Raw genomic sequence first — 17,486 nt, 5'->3', positions numbered from 1 at the left:
ATCCATGCCGGAAGTGGTTGACATCCATGATGCCAGGACCCAGTTCGCGCACCTGGTGGACCGCGCCCACGCCGGCGAGGAAATTATTCTTGCCAAGGCGGGTCAGCCTTACGCGCGGCTGGTGCCCCTGGCCCCGGCCCGCAAGCGTGAGTTTGGTTTTCTGGCCGGGACGGTGGAACTGGGCGACGACTTTGAAGACGAGGCCATGCGGCCCCTCAGCGCCGAGGAACTGGCGGACTGGGAGTGAGGCTGCTGCTGGATACCCATATTCTGCTGTGGATCACGCTCAAGCCCGAACTCATTCCCTCCTCTCTTCAGGTACAGCTCAGCGACTCGCAGAATCAGGTGGTTCTAAGCGCGGTGAACGCCTGGGAAATGTCCATCAAGCATGCGCTGGGACGCCTGCCCGAAGCTGCCCCCTTGCTGGACGACTTTCCCTCTGTTGCCTCCCGGCTGGGGGCCGACGTGCTGGACATCTCGCCCGCACATGCCATCCGCGCGGGGGCGCTGGAGTGGACGCACCGCGATCCCTTCGACCGGATGCTGGTGGCGCAGGCGCTGGAGGACGGGTTACGACTGGTCACACTGGACGGCCATATCAATTCCTACGCTCAGACCCCGCTGCTGAGATAATGCTGGGCAGACCGTGAGCGGTTCGCGCCGCGCCATGCTGCTGGCCCTCGCCTTAGACCTGCTGGGCGAACCCCCGACGCCGCTGCATCCGGTGGTCTGGATGGGGAATTATCTGAAGGGGGCGCGGGGGCGGTGGAGGGCCAAATCGCCTGCTGGGCAACTCTGCGATGGTGCGGCGTGGTGGGCGCTGGGCGCGGGGGCCTCGGCGGGGATCGGAACGCTGGCTCAACGGCTGCCCGGCGGCTGGATCACGCAGGGCATCCTCCTCAAACCTTTGCTGGCCCGTCGCGCATTGTTTTCGGCGGTGGCTGAGGTTCACGCGGCCCTGTCTGCGGCCAACCTGCCCGAAGCGCGGCGGTTGCTGGCCTGGCATCTGGTCAGCCGCGACACCGCCGGATTGACGGCTCCAGAGGTGGCGGGCGCCGCCATCGAAAGCCTGGCGGAAAACCTGTCGGACAGCGTGGTGGCGCCGCTGCTGTGGTTCCGGGTGGGCGGGTTGCCGCTGGCGGCGCTGTACCGCTACGCCAACACCGCCGACGCCCTATGGGGCTACCGCACCCCGGCGCTGGAATACGCCGGCAAGGGGGCCGCCCACGCCGACGACATGCTGAATCTGGCCCCGGCCCGGCTGACTGCGCTGTGTACTGTGCTGGCCTCGGGTGGAAGGGGACTGAGCGTGTGGGCGCGTGACCGCCGCAACACGGCCAGCCCCAATGCCGGACATCCCATGAGCGCCTTCGCCGGGGCGCTGGGCGTGCGCCTGGACAAGCGCGGCGTGTACGTTTTAAACGCCAGTGGCCGCGTGCCGGAGGTGGCAGACCTGCCCCGCGCCCTGACACTGGCCCGCCGCACCTTCGTGCTGTCCACTCTTCTTTTGCTGCTGTCCTGGAAAAACCATGTCTGAGTTGCCGCCCCTCATTGCCCGTGTCCAGCACGGCGGACCCACCGCTGAAGCGTTCTCGGGCCTGGATTTCAGCGTGAATGCCAATCCCTACGGTCCCAATCCTGTGCTGCTGCGGGCGCTGCGGGAAGCCGAACATGCCCACTATCCAGACCCGACGTACCGCGCGGTGCGGGGGCGGCTGGCCGAGTGGCACGGCGTTGCCCCGCGGGAAGTGGCGCTGGCGGTGGGCGCGTCGGATCTGCTTCACCGCATCGTCCGCGCATTTGTGCCGCCCGGCAGCACCTTGCTCAGCGTTCACGCCCCCTTCGGCGAGCTGGCCCGCGCCGCCGCGTTGAACCGGGCGGAGGTGTGCGTGGTCCCACCTGAAAACCTGCTGGATGAGATTCGGCCCGGCGTGGCGCTGGTCTACGTCGGTCATCCGCACAATCCCACCGGACATCGGCACTCGGAGCGGGAACTGGAAGCCCTCGCCGCCGCCTGCCAACGCGCCGGGGCGCTGCTGGTCGTGGACGAGGCGTACGCGCCATTTGTGCCTGCGTGCCGCGTCCCACGTGGCCCGTCCGTGGTCCGCGTGCTGTCGCCCGGCAAGGCGCACGGGCTGGTGGGCGCCCGCCCCGCCTACGCCCTGGCCGCGCCGGAGACCGTGGAGCGGCTGGACAACCTCGCGCCCGCGTGGCATGTGCCGGCGGGAACGGCGGCCGCGCTGGCCGCCTTGCCGGAGGCCGGGGCGTTTCTAACCGAGACCCTGCCCCGCGTGCGGGAGGACGCTGAAGCCCTGGCCGCCGCGCTGCGTCCTCTGGGCCCGGTGCGGCATCACGGCACACCGTACCTGACGCTGGAGGTGGGCAACGCGGTGACGGTGGCGTCGAGGGTGCTGGACTGCGGGGTGAAGGTACGCGACTGCGCCAGCTACGGTCTGCCGGAGCGCGTCCGGGTGTCCACCAGAAGTCCACAGGAGAATGCACGGCTCGTCGAAACATTGGGAGCCGTTCTGGAGGCACGTCATGGCTAGGGCCATCATGATTCAGGGCTGCACCAGCAGCGCGGGCAAAAGCTACCTCACGGCGGCGCTGTGCCGCATCCTGGCCAACGAGGGCCTACGGGTGGCCCCCTTCAAGGCGCAGAACATGAGCAACAACGCCGGGGTCACGCCCGCTGGCCTGGAGATGGGCCGCGCCCAGCTGGTGCAGGCGCAGGCCGCCCGCGTGGTGCCCGACGTGCGGATGAATCCCGTGCTGCTCAAGCCGGAGGCCGACACCCGTTCGCAGGTCGTCCTGCTGGGCCGCGCCCATCCCGACCTGAGCGCGCTGGGCTGGCGGGAGCGCAAACCGCACCTCTGGCCGCACGTTCAGGCGTCCCTGCACAGCCTGCTGGACGACTACGACGTGGTGGTCATCGAGGGCGCGGGCAGCCCCGCCGAGGTCAACCTGCGCCGCAGCGACATCGTGAACATGCGCGTGGCGCAGGAGGCCGGGGCCGCCGTGCTGCTGGCCGCCGACATTGACCGGGGCGGGGCCTTCGCGCACCTGCTGGGCACCTGGCACTGCCTGACGCCGGAGGAACGCGCGCTGCTCAGGGGCTTTATTCTCAACCGCTTCCGGGGCGACGCGCGGCTGCTCTCCCCCGCCCCCGAATGGCTGGAAACGCAGACCGGGGTGCCGACGGTGGGCGTGATTCCCATGCTGGACATTCCGCTGCCAGAGGAGGACGGCTTCTGGACAGAGAAACAGACCGTGAATGAGGACGGCTTCATCGCCCTCCCCCGCCTGCCGCGCGTGTCCAACCTCGACGAGTTCGCGCCGCTGGGGCCGCTGGCCCGCTGGGTCACGACGCCCGCCGAAATGGAGGACGCGCGGGCGGTGATCCTGCCGGGCAGCAAAAGCACCGCCGCCGATCTGAGCTGGCTGCGGGCCTCCGGGCTGGCGGCCGCGGTCACGCGGGCCGCCCACGCGGGCGTGCCCGTCCTGGGCATCTGCGGCGGCCTTCAGATGCTGGGGCAGACCCTGAGCGATCCGCATGGCGTCGAGGGCGGCGGGGAGGTTCCGGGCCTGGGCCTGCTGAATCTGATCACCACCTGGGCCGCCGACAAGACCACCCGCCTGACCACCTGCACCGACGCCGAGACGGGCCTGCGCCTGGGGGGATACGAGATCCACCACGGGCAGACGCGGGCCGGCTCAGGCGTGCAGGAACTCGCTCCGGACGTGCTGTGGCGCTCAGGCAACGTGCGCGGCACCTCCCTGCACGGCCTGCTGGAAAACCCGGCTTATCTGGAGCGTTTTCTGGGCTGGGCTGGACTGACGCCACCGTCCCCCCTGAACAGCCTGGACGCCCGTCTGGACGCCATTGCCGTCCAGGTCAAGGCGGGTCTGGACTGGGATTTTATCGGGGGATTGCTATGATTTTATACGTGACTGGCGGCGCGCGCAGCGGCAAGAGCAGCTTTGCCGAGGCCCGCGCCGCCGCGGCCGGCGGGGCCGTGACCTACCTCGCCACCGCCCAGGCGTTTGATGATGAAATGACCGAACGCATTCGGCGTCACCGCGCGGATCGGCCAGCGGCGTGGACCACGGTGGAAGAACCCATCAAGGTGGTTCAGGCCGTCCAGAACGTCGAAAGCCCCACGCTGCTGCTGGACTGCCTGAGCCTGTGGGTCAGCAACATGCTGCTGGCGGAGTGGACGGACGCGGCCATGCTGGACGCCGTCGGCGGGTTGCTGGCCGCCGCCCGTGCGCGCCCTGGGCTGACCGTGCTGGTGTCCAACGAGGTGGGGCTGGGCATCGTGCCCGACAACGCGCTGGCCCGCCGTTACCGCGACGTGCTGGGCTGGGCCAATCAGCGTTGCGCGGCGGCCAGCGACGAGGCGTTTGTGCTGGTCAGTGGCCTGCCCCTTCGACTCAAACCTTCCCAGGAGTTCCATGCACCCTGAGCTGAGCGCCCTGATCCAGTCCATCCGGACTGCCGACGGCGGCGCCATGACCCGCGCCCGTGCGCGTCAGGCCCAGCTGACCAAACCGGCCGGGGCGCTGGGGGACCTTGAAGACCTGGGGGTGAGGCTGGCGGGCGTGTTCGGCAGCGAGACACCCCATCCGCGCGGCGTGGCCGTGCTGGTGGCAGCCGGGGATCATGGCGTGGCGGCGGGCGGCGTCAGCGCGTATCCGCCCGAGGTCACGCCCGCGATGGTGGCCAACTTTCTGGCCGAGACGCCGGCCGGGCCGGGTGGGGCCGCCGTCAACGCCGTCGCCCGCACGGTGGGCGCGCGGGTGTACGTGATGGACGCCGGGGTGAACGCTGAACTGCCGGATCATCCGGCCCTGATTCGCGCCGCCGTGCGCCGCGGCACGCGCGATCTGCGGCGCACGGCGGCGATGACCGCCCAGGAGACCGAAGCGCTGGTTCTGGCCGGCGCCGCGCTGGCCCGCCGCGCCATTGAGGACGGCGCGGACCTGATCGTGCCCGGCGAAATGGGCATCGGCAACACCACGCCCGCCGCCGCATTGACCGCGCGACTGCTGAACGTGGACGCGGCGGAGGTGACCGGACGCGGCACGGGGGTGGACGACGTGACCCTGGCCCGCAAACTCCTGGCCGTGCGTGAGGCGCTCGCCCGCACGCCTGCCACCGATCCGCTGACCGTGCTGGCCGAGTTCGGCGGCTATGAAATCGCGGCGATGCTGGGCATGATGCTCCAGGCCGCGGCGCTGCGCCGCGCGGTGATTCTGGACGGCTTCGTGGAAGGCTCGGCGGCGCTGGTGGGCGTGGCCCTGGCCCCGGCCCTGCGTGACCATCTGTTCCCGGCGGGCGAGTGCGCCGAAGTCGGGCACGCCGCGCAACTCTCGGCCCTCGGGTTGAAGCCGATGTTCCGGCTGGGCCTCAGGCTGGGCGAGGGGACCGGCGGCGCGCTGGCCGCGCCGCTGCTCCTGGCGGCGGCGGCCACCCTGCGGGAAATGCGGACCTTTGAGGAGGCGGGGGTGCCGGGCAGCCCCTGAGACGGGCCATCAGGCCATCCTCCCCCGGTCAGCGCCGAACAGGTGGAATGTTCCTGACAGCCTGGATCCGTTGGGTTCTGGCAACTTGACGCCGGCAGGCGGTGAGCGGTGAGAGACGGCCAGCCCTCTCGCCACCGCTTCCCGCTGAAACAGCGAAACATGCCGGTCCTGCCCACGCGCGCGACCTTCAGGTCAGGGATGAGGCCCTTCGGCCATGGGACATCAAGTTCGCTCCGCTGCTGCCCGAGGAACTCCACCACCGGGAACGTCGGCGGGGTTCTGAACAGCATCTGGACGGGCTGGGCGGCGGGAGCGCGCCCGGGCTGCGGCGTGCCGCGGACGGGCATGGACCCATGCTCCCCATTCTCCTGCCGGCATACCGCGATCCCGCCGCCGCCACCTTCTTTCTGTCGACGCGATTGAGAGACCTTCGAGGTGGTGCCGGTGGACGATGGGACGTCGCAAGACGTTTCAGCGTTGGGCATTCGCCACGCGTCGCTCGGCCTGCGGGCGATGGACGCCGTGCATCTGGTCGGTGCCCAGCCTGCACCGCTGGGCTTCGACGAAGACGAAATCGAGTTTTTAACCTTTGATGATCGCCGGCGCCAGGCGGCCCAGGCTGAGGGGGTGCCGCTTGACGCTCCACCAGCAGGAGAGGGCTGAAATGCGGACGAAACATCAGATGAATCAGCCTGCCAGACGGGGGGATGCCCCAGCCTGATCTCAGGTTGGTCGACACCGGATACGGTAAACACGGCAAAAACCAGGTGTAGTTTTGGCAGGCTGTAAGGGTCCTGGAGGCTAATCTGACCCCCTGTTCTGCCTTCCTGGACATCGATCGCAACCCCACGGACGTCGCGTCGCCAGCACAAGGCGTCCTCGCGCTTTCGACATCTTCGACAGGGGCTGGGGCAGAACGGCCTATAGTCGCGGCTATGCTGTTCCCCTCCCACTATCTGCTGGTGGACGATAGTCCCCAGGACCGCTTGCTCGCGCAAGAGGCGTTTGAAGCCCTCTGCCCGGACTGCATGTTGACCTGTGTCGGGAGTGGACGCGAGGCCCTGACGTTGTTCGACGACCCGACGTTCGAACCGGAGGTGATCCTGCTGGACCTCAACATGCCAGGCATGAGTGGATTTGAGTTGCTCAAGGTTCTCAAGAACGATCCACACCGAGTCCATATTCCGGTGGTGATCCTGTCCACCTCGGATGCCCGGCAGGACATCAGTCAGGCGTATACCTTGCATGCCAGTTCCTATCTGGTGAAGTCGGCCACCTTTACTGCGTTTCTGCAACAGGTCGAGACCTTTCTGCACTACTGGCAGGTCAACCGCACCACCAGACGGGCGGGTCAGGCTAGCTAACGCCTGGCACCTTCTCCTCACCTTCACCACTCGCGGTCAGAGCGGTGTCACCGCTGGCGCCCGCCCTCCAGGTCCTGCTCGTAACTCTGTTCATGCTGGTAGAAGCGGGCAGCTCCTGCGCGCTGCCACCGTGCTCCTGGGACAGACCCAGCTCCGCTGACGTTCGTAGCTTTCATGGCCCTCCGTCCGCAGGTCCGCCAGTTCGGCCTTCTGGAGGGTCCGGGCCACGACTGCTCGGGGATGGAAGGGATCATGCCGCAGATGGTGAGGTGAGAATTGCGCACGGTGCGCGCAGGGAACCCCGTGAGAATTCGGGAGACCCCGGTCTGTCGTCGGAAGGTGCAGGGCATCAACGCGGCCACACGTCTGACCGGAGCAGACTCTCCCTGTGCGCCGACGCTGTCGTGGCTGTCGTGTTCACGGCTGAGGTCAGTCCAGGCCACTCATGAATGGGGCGGCTTGGATTCGATCCCAGCGGTCAGCCCGTGCCCGATGACCCAGCGGGTGAGCTCCACGCGGTTGTGCACTTCCAGCTTGCCCAGCAGGCTGGCCACGTGCTTCCCGACCGTACTCGGACGGATGCCCAGCGCCTGCGCGATCTTCTTGTCGCTGTGCCCCTCAGCCACGAGGAGGATCACCTCTCGCTCTCGCGGTGTCAGGTGATTCTCCGGCAGCGAGCCCTGGCCCGCAACCACAACGAGCTCGTCCAGCTGGGCGGCGACGGCTTCCGGCCCGGCCTTCATTCCCATGCCCCAGGCCGCCGTGAATTCGGCTGTGGACAGCTCGGCGCGCAGGTCATCGACCAGCGCCCCACGTTCGACTTCGCAGGAAGCTGGCATTCGAACATCGGAGCGCCGCTGGACGGCGACGCTGGCCGCCGACAGCCAGACCGCCAGCGTCAGTTGACCCCGACGTTGGGACAGCAGCGCCGCGATATACAGCAGACTTTCTTCGAAAAAAACGTCATGGAGTGGCCGCCCCAGGGACCAGCTGCGTTGCAGGTGGGCCACGCTGGCGTCGAGGTGGCCTTGCAGGGCACTCAACCGCGCACACACGGCACTGGTGTAGGCTTCGCCGACGGGATTGTTCAGTGCTTTCCAAGTGTCCAGGGCGTGGCCCAGTTGTTCCAGGGCGGCCTCATACTGCCCGGCCTGACCCAGCGTGAAGCCCAGATTGTGCCGCGTCTGCGCCTGAAGCGGCAGGTCGCGCTGCGCTTCTGCCCACCCCAGGGCCTGCTGGAAGCACTCGACGGCCGGCGCAGTCTGGCCCTGACTGGAAAGGATATCGGCGAGGGTGGACAGGGCCGAGGCTTCACCGGCACGGTCTCCGAGGGCCCGCCAGAGATCCAGAGCCTCACGGCCCCACGCCACGGCCTGGCCGTGCTGATGGTTCCGAAGCGCCAGCCAGGCAGATGATTGCAACACGTCCGCCCGCCGGGCACTCAGAGGCTCCCCGGGCAGGTTCAGCACCCGGGTGCACAGGGGCACCGCCCTGGAAAGTCTCCCCTGGCTCGCCCAGTACCCGGTCAGCGCCTGTACGAAGCGCTGCGCTTCCTCGGCCGCTCCAGCAGCGATAAAAAATTCCAGGGCCGCATGCAGATTGGCGTCGTCAGCCCGGAGGAGGGTCATGGCATCAGGCGTCAAGTCACCCCCAGTCGACATGAGGTGTTCGGCCATGGACAAGAAGAAGTGGGCATGACGGTCCGCCAGTCGCCCGGATCGTCCTGAGGCCCGTCCATCTTCGGCCGCGTACTCCCGCACGGGTTCCAGCAATCGCCAGCGGGGTTCCGGGCCGGCCGCGCGCTGCACCAGACTGTGCTCGACCAGAGCGATCAAGACGGCCTGGGTCTCGTCCACGCCCGCCACCGTCTCCAGGGCATTCAGCGTGAACCCGCCGAGAAAGGCACCGCAAGCCAGGAACACTTCGCGCTCGGTGGGGGTGAGCAGATCAACACTCCAGCGGACGGCATTGCGCAGGGACTGACGGCGTGGTGCGTCGTCCAGGGGACCGCCCGTCAGCACCTGGAGGGGTGCGTTCAGCCAGGCCAGCAGGCCATTCAGATCCACAGCACGCAGGCGGGCGGCCGCCAGCTCCAGGGCCAGCGGCAGACCGTCCAGGGCGCGGCAGATGGCCGTCAGCAACGGAGCGTTCTCTGGGGTCAGGGCAAAGTCGGGCTCGACCTCCTGCGCGCGCTGAACGAACAGCTGGACAGCGGGACTGTCTCCGGCTGCTTCCGGGCCCTCCGGCAGCGCCAGGGGCCCCAGGGGCAGTTCCTGCACCCGGCGCAGGTGCAGCACGCGGCGGCTGGTGACCAACAGTCGTGCTCCGGGCAGGCGCTCGGCCAAGGCTGCGAGGTCCGCTTCGGGGTGCGGCAGGTGTTCGAGGTTATCGAGCACCAGGAGAATCGAGCGCGTCCCGATCGCGGCGAGCTGATCCAGAGCCGGCTCCGGCGAGGGCGGCAGGTGCAGCGCCTGGACCAGGGCAGGCAGCAGCTGCCCCTCGCCGCGCCGAGAGGCGAGATCCACGAAGCACCCGCCCAGGTCAAAGGTGGGAAACAGGTCCACCAGCACCGCCTGGGCCAGGCGGGTTTTGCCCACGCCTCCGGGGCCACGGATGTTCACCACCTGGAGATCCGGGCGGGTCAGGAGTTCGCGTGCCACCGCGAGTTCGTGACCTCGGCCCACCAGCTCCGGGAAGGCGAAATCGCCGGGACCCATCGTTGGAAGGACCGTCATGATCCACTGTACGACTCCGGGACCTGAAGCGCACCCGCGTCCCAGGCCAGGTGAATGACTCCAGGCATGGCCCCATCAGCGTGCATCTGGACATCGTGCTGGCGCAGGCGTTCCCTGTTTAATGTCACGTCTGATCTTTGAAGGTGCTCCTTTGCTGACCAAGCCGGGAGTGATTAGGCCCTCGGCGCGATCCTGCATGTAGCTTCATTTTCGCACCGGTTGAGGCGCTTGCGCCCGCCTTCAGCGCGGCAGCGTAAAGCCGAACAGCGCTCCCTCGCCCAGCACGCTGGCGGCGCTGACCGTCCCCCCTGCCGCGCGACGATGCGGCGCACCTTCGCCAGCCCCACCCCCGTGCCTTCAAACTCGCGCTCCAGCTGCGGCCGCTGAAAGACCCTGAACAGTCGGTCCTGATCCTGGGGATTCAAGCCCCCCGTTGTCGCGCACGAACACCGCCCACGCGCGCCTCGGCCCACACCCCGATCACCGCCGCCTCGCGGAACCGGGTGTCCTTCAGGGCATGGCCCAGCAGCTGGTCAGCGGCAGCATCAGTTCCTGCCCACGGTGGATCAGCGTCAGCAGGCCTGGGCACGATGGTCCTGATCGCCCCTTTGAACTCGGTTCACCCCGCACTCACCCCACCTTGCCCGCTCACGTCCCGGACGTCTCCCCTGCCAGCACCCGGCGAAGAAAGCGGGCCAGCGTCGCCTCGTACCATTCCGGGTTCATGTTCCAGATCCGGATGTGTTCGGCCCCCTCCACCCGGTGGTACTCCACGATGTCCGGTCTCGCGTGGGCAAAGCGCTCCACATGCGCCACCGGCACCGTCCGGTCCGCGCTGCCGTGAAACAGCAGCATCGGCGTCTGAAATTGGTCCATCACGCTGTGGTGGTCAATGGCATCGAAGTCCTGGCCGCTCTTGAGGACCGTCAGGTATTCCACCAGACGCGCGAACGGACGCACGTAATAGCGCCGGGCAAAGTGACGGATCAGGGAACGCCACTCCAGCGGAGGGGAATCCAGCACGGCCGCCGTGATCCGAGAGGCCAGCGCGCTGTAGCGCAAAAAGGCCAGCGTGATGCCGCCGCCCATGCTGAAGCCCATCAGCACGATCTGCCGCGCCCCGTGGGCCTGCGCAAACTGCACGGCGGCCTCCAGGTCTTCCCATTCCTCGGCGCTGAGTCTATAGACGCCCTGCGGCGTGCGGGGTGCGCCGTGGGCGTTGCGGTACGTGATGGTCAGGCTGCTCAGGCCCAGTCGGGCGAAGGTGGGCAGGACGCGCAGGGCGTCTTGCCGCAGGCCCCGGTAGCCGTGGGTCACGATCACCCAGTCGGTGTCCACCCCGCCATCAGGGCCGGCCGGCACCAGCCACGCGGGCATGGGGCCATGCGGCGCGGGGACGAGGACGTCCTGATAGGCCAGGCCGCGCGACGCCGGGGTGCCCAGCCCGACGGTGGTGGGGCGCACCGCCTGGCCCACCGTCAGCCCGGCCTCCTGCCACTGCACCGTGCGGGTGACGGTGCGGCGGGTCTGTGTCAGGACCGGACCCAGCTGGGCGAAGCGCGGCACGTCATCTGGATCATCCCATTCCAGGCCCAGCACGCCAGGGTGGATGGTGGCCGCGTTGCGGGTCAGGGTGACCTGGGGGGCGGGTGTGGGCGGTCCAGACCCAGGGGTCAGGGGCTGCTCACCCGAAAGGCCCAGGATGCGGGTGTTGGGAATGCGCCGGCGGACGGGCGAGGCCCACACCAGCGCGTCGGCAAAGTACCAGCCGACGCTCAGAGCAGCCGTGCCGACCAGGCCGAGGATGAGCAAGACCAGCGTCAGGGGTCGTGGCCTGGACAGGCGTCTGGAGGGCTTCACGCTGAAAATCGTGCCACTGCCGGGGTGCCGCAGACCATGACCCGGCCCCCGTTTCCGGCGTCAGTCTGACGGCGCAGGTGGCAGCACGGTGGGCCGATCCCCATTGGCCTGACGTGGCCGATCTTTCCACAGCTCCATCGGATCCCACAGGCCGGCCCGCTTGCACCGCCCGTGTATTCGGTGCGCCACACCTGTGGAGCGAAGAAGGGGAAACCTTCATTTGAATTGACCACCGTCTGGCTTTGGCCCCGACCTCAGGTTCAGGCAGGGAGGAAGGGCGAGGGACGTGCACACAGGGAGCCCTGACCCAGGTGGCAGCCCAACTCCCTCACAAGATCACGTTCCTCCTGGGTTTCTACCCCCTCCGCGACAATCTCCAGTTCCCGGCTGTGCGCCAGCATGGGGATGGCTTTGACGACGGGGGACGCCGAGGCAGTCAGGCTCAACGGCGGTACAAACGATGGGGCGATCTTCAGAACATGTCCGCCCAGCTCAGAAGCGGAGGGGTGGCCCAGTCCTCAAGCTGCTCCTGCGCCCGGTCCACCCTCTGCGCGGCGAACCTGACAGCACCGTCCCCCCGGCCTGACCGTCCGTCTTCCCCACCCGCCGAACGGGTAAACTGAACCATCGTGGCCGCATCCTCCCCGGCTGAAGGCTGGCAGCTCGTGACCCTGGGCAGACCCGCCCTGCTGGCGCCAGACGGTCAGCCGCAGCGCGTGGAGGCCCGCACGCTGGCGCTGCTGGCGTACCTGGCCCTGGAAGGACCGACGCCGCGCTCGGTGCTGGCCGGACGGCTGTGGCCCGCCGTGCCCGAAGCCACCGCCCGCAACAACCTCGTCCACCTGTTGCGCCGTATCGGGAGCGCCCACCACCCGGAGCTGTTCCAGACCGGGACCGAGGTGAGTCTGTCGCCCGCCCTGAAGACGGATCTGGGCTGGCTCGGCGACGAGGGTTGCACCGATTTTGCCTGCGGCCCGCTGCTGGACGGACTGGAACTGGACGGGGCCGCCGATCTGGAGGCCTGGCTGCTGGGCTGGCGCGAGCGTCTGGACGTCCTGCGGAGCGGCCGCCTGAGCGCCCAGGCCGACGCGCTGGAGGCCGCCGCCGACTACGCCGGGGCGCTGCGTCCGGCGGGCCTGGCCCTGGACCTCAATCCACTCTCGGAGGCCGCGTGGCGGCGCGTGATGCGGCTGCACTACCTGTGCGGGGACCGTCCGGCGGCCCTGCTGGCTTACCGCCGCCTGGCGGCGCTGCTGGACCGCGAGCTGGACGTGGAGCCGCTGGCCGAGACGCAGACCCTGGCCCGGCTGATCGAGCGCGGGGCGTTGCCGCCCGCCGCCGTGCCCGCGCCAACAACCGTTCCGCTGTCGCTGCTGCGCCCCCCGGTCCTGATCGGGCGTGAGGCCATCTGGCGGCAGATGGAAGCGGCCTGGGCGGCGGGACAGACCATTCTGCTGCTCGGCCCTGCCGGGGTGGGCAAGACCCGGCTGATGCAGGAGTTCCTGGCGGCCAAGGGCACGTACCTGCCGCTGGAGGCGCGGCCCGGCGACGCCACGGTGCCGTACGCCGCCACCATTCGCATGTTGCGCCGGGTGCTGGCCCCCCCGGACACCCTGGCGTCGCTGCCCGACCCGGTGAGGACGGTATTGGCCGCGTTGCTGCCCGAACTGCGCCGGGACGGGGCCACCGGGCCTTTGCCGGCCAGCACCGACGCGCAGGTGATGGCCGCCGTGCTGCACGTCTACGGCCTGGCGATGCAGGGCGCGGTGGCCGTGGCCTTCGAGAACGTCCACGACACCGACGCCGCCTCGCGGGACCTGGGCTTCGCGCTCCTGTCGGACACCTTTCCGCTGGGCGGGCGCGGCGGCCTGCCCCGGGTGATCTGCACCGCCCGCGAGGACGAGCTGGACGCGGAACACCACGAAGCGTTCCGCCGCTTCGCCGCGCGCGGCCAGGTGGCCTGGATCACGGTGCCGCCGCTGAGCGCCGCGCAGTGCCGCGAGCTGATCGCCTCGCTGGACGGTGTGGACGTGGGTTCACGGGAAGAGGCCCTGTTCGGCGTCACCGGCGGCAACCCGCTGTTCGTGCTGGAGACGGTGCGGACGGTGCTGGAACAGGGCGACGGGGAGGGCGGCCCGCTGCCGCTGCCCCCCCGGGTGTCCGAACTGCTGCGCGCCCGGCTGGGCCGGCTGTCCCCGCCCGCGTTTCAGGCGGCGCGGGCGGCGGCGGTGCTGCGCGGCGACGTGACGGTGGAAGTGGTGTCGGAGATGCTGCGCGCCCCGCTGCTGGACGTGGTTGCCGCGTGGGAGGAACTGGAACGCGCCCAGGTGATGGTGGGCGAACGGTTCAGCCACGAGCTGCTGGCCGAGACCCTGCGGGCGGACCTGCCCGAGAGCCTGCGGCGGCTGCTGAGCCGCGCGGCGGCGCGGGTGCTGGCGGGCGGGGGCACGGAGGACCCCGCCCCCAGCCGCATGGCCGAACTGTGGCTGGCGGGCGGCGACGCCGCGCAGGCCGCGCCGTGGCTGCTGCGCGCGGGCGCGGCGGCCCGCCGCACCGGGCGGCACCGCGAGGCCGCGCAGTTCTATGCCCAGGCCGCCGAAGTGTACACGGCGCTGGACGCCGGACTGGCTTTCGACGCCGCGCTGGAACACACCGAATCGCTGGCCGCCAGCGGGGACCCGGCCCACCCGCAGGCGGTGGAGGCACTGGCGGCGCAGGCCGTCACGCCGCTGCAACGGGCGGCGGTGGCCACCCAACGCTACCGGGCCGAGGAAGGCCAGGCCCAGCCCCCGCGCCTGCGCCAGATCGCCCATGAGGGCTTGCGGGCGCTGGCAAGCGGCACGGCTTCGCCCGACGCAAGCCCCCCCGAAGGTCTGAAATACGAGGCCCCGCTGACCGAGGCCCTCGCGCTGGCCGCCTTCATGTCGGGCGATCCGCAGGGCACGCTGACCCACCTGACCCGCCTCGCGGCCATCGGCCAGCAGACCGGCGATCTGGAATGGCAGGCCAAGGCGCAGGAGGGCCTGGGCCTGGCCTACACCTACCTGGACCCCCGGGCGGCCATCCCGCACCTGGAGCGCGCCGAACCGCTGCACCTGCGGCAGGGCAACCGGATGCGGGCCGGAACCAGCCAGGCCAAACTGGCGCGGCTGCTGGTGGACCTGAACGAGCTGGACGCGGCGGCAGAGGCCATCGCGCGTTCGCAGCGGCATTTCGCGGCGCTGGACAGCCGTCCGCTGGAATGGCTGAGCCTGCTGGTGGCGCGGCAGATGCTGGCGCTGGCGCGGGGCGATCTGGCCGGGGCGGCGGCGCTGTACGGCGAGGCCGAGGCGTTCAGCCCAGGCCCCAGCGCGCTGATCTCGGCCATCCGGCTGGTGCACGCGGCCACGCTGCGGCGGCAGGGCCAGCCGGAAGCCGCCCTGCGCCTGCTGCAAGCCACGCGCACCGAACCGGTCTTCATGAACTCCATGCTGCCCCTGCGCGCCCTGCGGGAAGCCGAGGCACTGGCCGATCTGGGCCGGGTGGCCGAGGCCCTGGCCCGGCTGGACGAGGCCCAGCACGCGCTGACGCAGTTGCCGAACGATCCCTGGCGGCTGGGGGTCTTGCGGCTGCGGGCCAGTCTGGTGGACGGCCCGGCGGCGGCGGAGCTGAGGCGGCAGGCCGGGGCGCTGGCCGACAAACTGGGCATGGCCTGACGGCAACCTCATACGGATTCCGCTTAATTCCTTAACCCATCGGGAAAGCGCCGCTGGGTTAATCCATACGCGAAACCCGTATTCTTTCCTCCTCGCGTCCGCTCGGATTTCATCGTTTTTGCAAACGATTCAATCGGAATCCGTATCAGCCCTCGCGCCAGTACGCCGCCGCCGCCGCCACGCCGAACTCCTGTTCGATCTTGCCCTCCCACAACCCGGTGGCGGCGTCCGGCCCGGCGCCCAGCGAACCCTTGAGTTCCACCCGCATTCCCGCGTCCTGAATGCCGCCCGGGCCGAACTTGATGTAGACGCCCTCCTTCGCGCCCACGCCGCCCGTGACCGGCACCCCTTTCGGCAGCTTCAGCTCGGCCTTGACGCCGGTGAACAGCGTGGCGTTGCCGTTCCAGTCCAGACTGGCAGCGGCGAAGCCGCCCAGCCAGTCGGTGTCCAGCAGCGAGGAGGTAGACAGCTCGATGTCGATCTTCTTGCAGCTCAGCGCGAAGCTCAGGCCCAGGCCCTGCCCTTTGAGGGCCGCCGAGGGCACCTTGGATTTGAGCTTGGCGCTCGACAGCGCGCCGCCGCAGGGATCGGCGTCCAGGGTGGGCAGTTCGGCCAGTTCCAGCGGCACGTCCGGCGTCGCCCCCCCACAGGTCACGTCCAGGTCATTTACGTCGCTGAGCAGGATCGCCCCGAAGACCACCGGGCCGTAGAACGACGACTTGGCCGACGCCTCGATGGCCGCCCGCTTGGCCGCCCGCACCTGCGGATCGGGCAGGTTGGCGGCCAGGGCCGTCTCGAACTTCACCCGCGCGGCCACGAAGCGGGCCATCGCCCCTTCCTGGCCCTTGACGTAGGGCCGGAAGGCGTCCATGTAGATCTGCTCGGCATCGTCGTAGACCTTTTTCTTCATCTCGCAGGTAACGGGTGCGGACAGCGCCTGAATCCCGCGCTCGATGGCCCTGTTGCGGGCGTCGGTGAGCGCCGGACGCGCCTTGAGCATGTCGTAATGGGCGCGGTACGCCGACTGGTACGCGGGCCAGACCTCCGGCTCGAAGACCGAGGTGGTGATGGCCCCGTTCACCAGCCTGAACCAGCGCAGTTCGCCGGGGTCCAGCACCTGCGAGAGGTTGACGGCGGTGGCGCGGGCCTGCAGACCGTTCAGCACCCCACGTCCCTCGCGCTCCAGCGCCTCGTATTTCTTGTGCAAGACGACGGCCTCCTGCCGGTTAAGGGGCAGCTTGAGCTGGGGCAGCGCGAACGTCGCGCCGCGCGTCATGTCCAACAGCGCCTTTGCGGAGCGGCGGGTGGACGCCTGCTCGCGCGGCATCAGGGCGTCGCCGTGTGTGCCGGGCGTGTCCTCGGTCAGAATCAGGTCGCTCCCCTCCGGCGCAACCGTGCGCCGCAGGGCCACCCGCAGCTCGCGCGTCGCGCCCGCCACGTCCCCGCTGCACAGCAGCGCCTTGGAGAGGTTCATGCGGGCTTCGGAGAGGTCGGGGGCCAGCGCGAGGGCCTGTTTGAGCGGGGCCTGCGCCTCGCTCCAGCGGCCCAGCCCCAGGAAGGCGTGGCCCCGGTTGGTCAGGGCGAGGGCCTGTCCCGGCACGCCGCCGGGGTTGGGCAGCTTGCCCAGTTCCCCCGCGTGGTCCAGCACGGCAATCGCCTCGCGCGGCAGCCCCGAAAGCGTCAGCCCGCCCGCCAGATTCACCAGCGTCATGGCGTCCTTGGGTTTGGCGCGCTGCTGGGCCAGCAGCAGGGCCAGTGCCCCGCGCGGACTCTTGGCCGCCAGGGCCGCTGCCACATCGGCGGAACTGCCGCCCGTGGGCTTTTTCCCCGCCGTCCCCACCAGCTTCTGCGCCGCCGCCAGCGCTGTTTCAAAGGTCATCGCGCCCTTCTCGCGGCGCACCGGCAGGGGCAGGACTTTGGTGCCTTCTGCTTTCTGCTTGCGCAGCAATTCCAGGGATCGTTCCAGCCCCGCGCGGGCCGGATCGCCGGGCTTCAGGGCGGCCAGTGCGCCCTCCAGCGCCCGGATCGCCTCGTCGATGTCCAGTCCGGCGGCGGGCGCGAGGCCGGGCGTCTGGTAGTCGCGCACGGCGGGCCGGCACGTTTCGCTGCGCAGCTGGCCCACCTGGGCGCGCATCTGCGTTTCGGGGCCGAGGACAGTCTGGTCACTCAGGCTGATCCAGGAGGACGCGGCCAGGGCGGGCGAGGCGAGCAGGGCGGCGGTGAGGGCCAGTGGACGGTGTAATCGCTTCATGGCCGCAGGGTGACGCAGAGAGGATGATGGAAGGATGACAGGACGCGGGCGACCT

The 17,486-nt window shown here is 69.6% G+C and carries 14 protein-coding genes; 10 read left to right on the top strand and 4 right to left on the bottom strand.

Features of this window, described 5'->3' with window-relative positions; genetic code table 11:
- The first annotated feature begins 4 nt into the window (after positions 1–4).
- The 9 genes from FHR04_RS17070 to FHR04_RS17030 all read left to right on the top strand — a co-directional run bounded on the left by FHR04_RS17070 (position 5) and on the right by FHR04_RS17030 (position 6,890).
- A complete protein-coding gene (locus tag FHR04_RS17070; protein WP_139404444.1) occupies positions 5–247 on the top strand; it encodes a type II toxin-antitoxin system Phd/YefM family antitoxin in 243 nt (80 codons plus the stop codon).
- Positions 244–633 (top strand): type II toxin-antitoxin system VapC family toxin, encoded by a 390-nt coding sequence (locus FHR04_RS17065; RefSeq protein WP_139404443.1) that lies wholly within the window; start codon positions 244–246, stop codon positions 631–633. The genes FHR04_RS17070 and FHR04_RS17065 overlap by 4 nt, the downstream gene beginning before the upstream one ends.
- A 13-nt stretch (positions 634–646) precedes the next feature.
- A complete protein-coding gene (locus FHR04_RS17060) occupies positions 647–1,537 on the top strand; it encodes a CobD/CbiB family cobalamin biosynthesis protein (RefSeq protein WP_249039180.1) in 891 nt (296 codons plus the stop codon).
- Positions 1,530–2,549, top strand: coding sequence for a pyridoxal phosphate-dependent aminotransferase (locus FHR04_RS17055; RefSeq protein WP_139404442.1), 1,020 nt, complete (start codon positions 1,530–1,532; stop codon positions 2,547–2,549). The genes FHR04_RS17060 and FHR04_RS17055 overlap by 8 nt, the downstream gene beginning before the upstream one ends.
- The gene (locus FHR04_RS17050) at positions 2,542–3,939 is read left to right on the top strand and encodes a cobyric acid synthase (protein WP_139404441.1); all 1,398 of its coding nucleotides are present in this window, start codon (positions 2,542–2,544) and stop codon (positions 3,937–3,939) included. The genes FHR04_RS17055 and FHR04_RS17050 overlap by 8 nt, the downstream gene beginning before the upstream one ends.
- Positions 3,936–4,466 (top strand): bifunctional adenosylcobinamide kinase/adenosylcobinamide-phosphate guanylyltransferase, encoded by a 531-nt coding sequence (cobU, locus tag FHR04_RS17045; RefSeq protein ID WP_139404440.1) that lies wholly within the window; start codon positions 3,936–3,938, stop codon positions 4,464–4,466. Before FHR04_RS17050 ends, cobU begins: the two co-directional genes overlap by 4 nt.
- Positions 4,456–5,526: a nicotinate-nucleotide--dimethylbenzimidazole phosphoribosyltransferase gene (gene cobT, locus FHR04_RS17040; RefSeq protein WP_139404439.1), complete on the top strand. Its 1,071-nt coding sequence runs from the start codon at positions 4,456–4,458 to the stop codon at positions 5,524–5,526. The genes cobU and cobT overlap by 11 nt, the downstream gene beginning before the upstream one ends.
- 444 nt (positions 5,527–5,970) lie before the next feature.
- Complete coding sequence (locus FHR04_RS17035; protein WP_139404438.1) at positions 5,971–6,189, top strand: PIN domain-containing protein; 219 nt, start codon at positions 5,971–5,973, stop codon at positions 6,187–6,189.
- 272 nt (positions 6,190–6,461) lie between these two features.
- Positions 6,462–6,890, top strand: a complete 429-nt coding sequence (locus tag FHR04_RS17030; RefSeq protein ID WP_139404437.1) for a response regulator — start codon at positions 6,462–6,464, stop codon at positions 6,888–6,890.
- A 443-nt stretch (positions 6,891–7,333) separates the two neighbouring features.
- On the opposite strand, the gene FHR04_RS17025 is transcribed toward FHR04_RS17030, so the two are convergent.
- The 3 genes from FHR04_RS17025 to FHR04_RS21705 all read right to left on the bottom strand — a co-directional run bounded on the left by FHR04_RS17025 (position 7,334) and on the right by FHR04_RS21705 (position 11,961).
- Complete coding sequence (locus FHR04_RS17025; RefSeq protein ID WP_139404436.1) at positions 7,334–9,625, bottom strand: LuxR C-terminal-related transcriptional regulator; 2,292 nt, start codon at positions 9,623–9,625, stop codon at positions 7,334–7,336.
- 648 nt (positions 9,626–10,273) lie between these two features.
- Entirely contained in the window at positions 10,274–11,485 is a 1,212-nt protein-coding gene (locus FHR04_RS17015; protein WP_249039179.1) for an alpha/beta hydrolase, read from the bottom strand.
- 260 nt (positions 11,486–11,745) lie between these two features.
- Positions 11,746–11,961 carry an EAL domain-containing protein gene (locus FHR04_RS21705; RefSeq protein WP_375782590.1) on the bottom strand — a complete coding sequence of 72 codons (216 nt, stop codon included), beginning with the start codon at positions 11,959–11,961 and terminating at the stop codon, positions 11,746–11,748.
- Between the two features lie 153 nt (positions 11,962–12,114).
- Between FHR04_RS21705 and FHR04_RS17005 the strand changes: the two genes are divergently transcribed.
- Complete coding sequence (locus FHR04_RS17005) at positions 12,115–15,180, top strand: ATP-binding protein (protein ID WP_139404434.1); 3,066 nt, start codon at positions 12,115–12,117, stop codon at positions 15,178–15,180.
- Positions 15,181–15,325: 145 nt separating this feature from the next.
- Here FHR04_RS17005 and FHR04_RS17000 read toward each other — a convergent pair whose 3' ends face one another.
- A complete protein-coding gene (locus FHR04_RS17000; RefSeq protein ID WP_139404433.1) occupies positions 15,326–17,431 on the bottom strand; it encodes a hypothetical protein in 2,106 nt (701 codons plus the stop codon).
- Positions 17,432–17,486 lie beyond the last annotated feature (55 nt).

The sequence above is a fragment of the Deinococcus radiopugnans ATCC 19172 genome (assembly GCF_006335125.1).
GTDB lineage: Bacteria > Deinococcota > Deinococci > Deinococcales > Deinococcaceae > Deinococcus > Deinococcus radiopugnans.
This window is presented reverse-complemented; position numbering and strand designations above follow the sequence as displayed.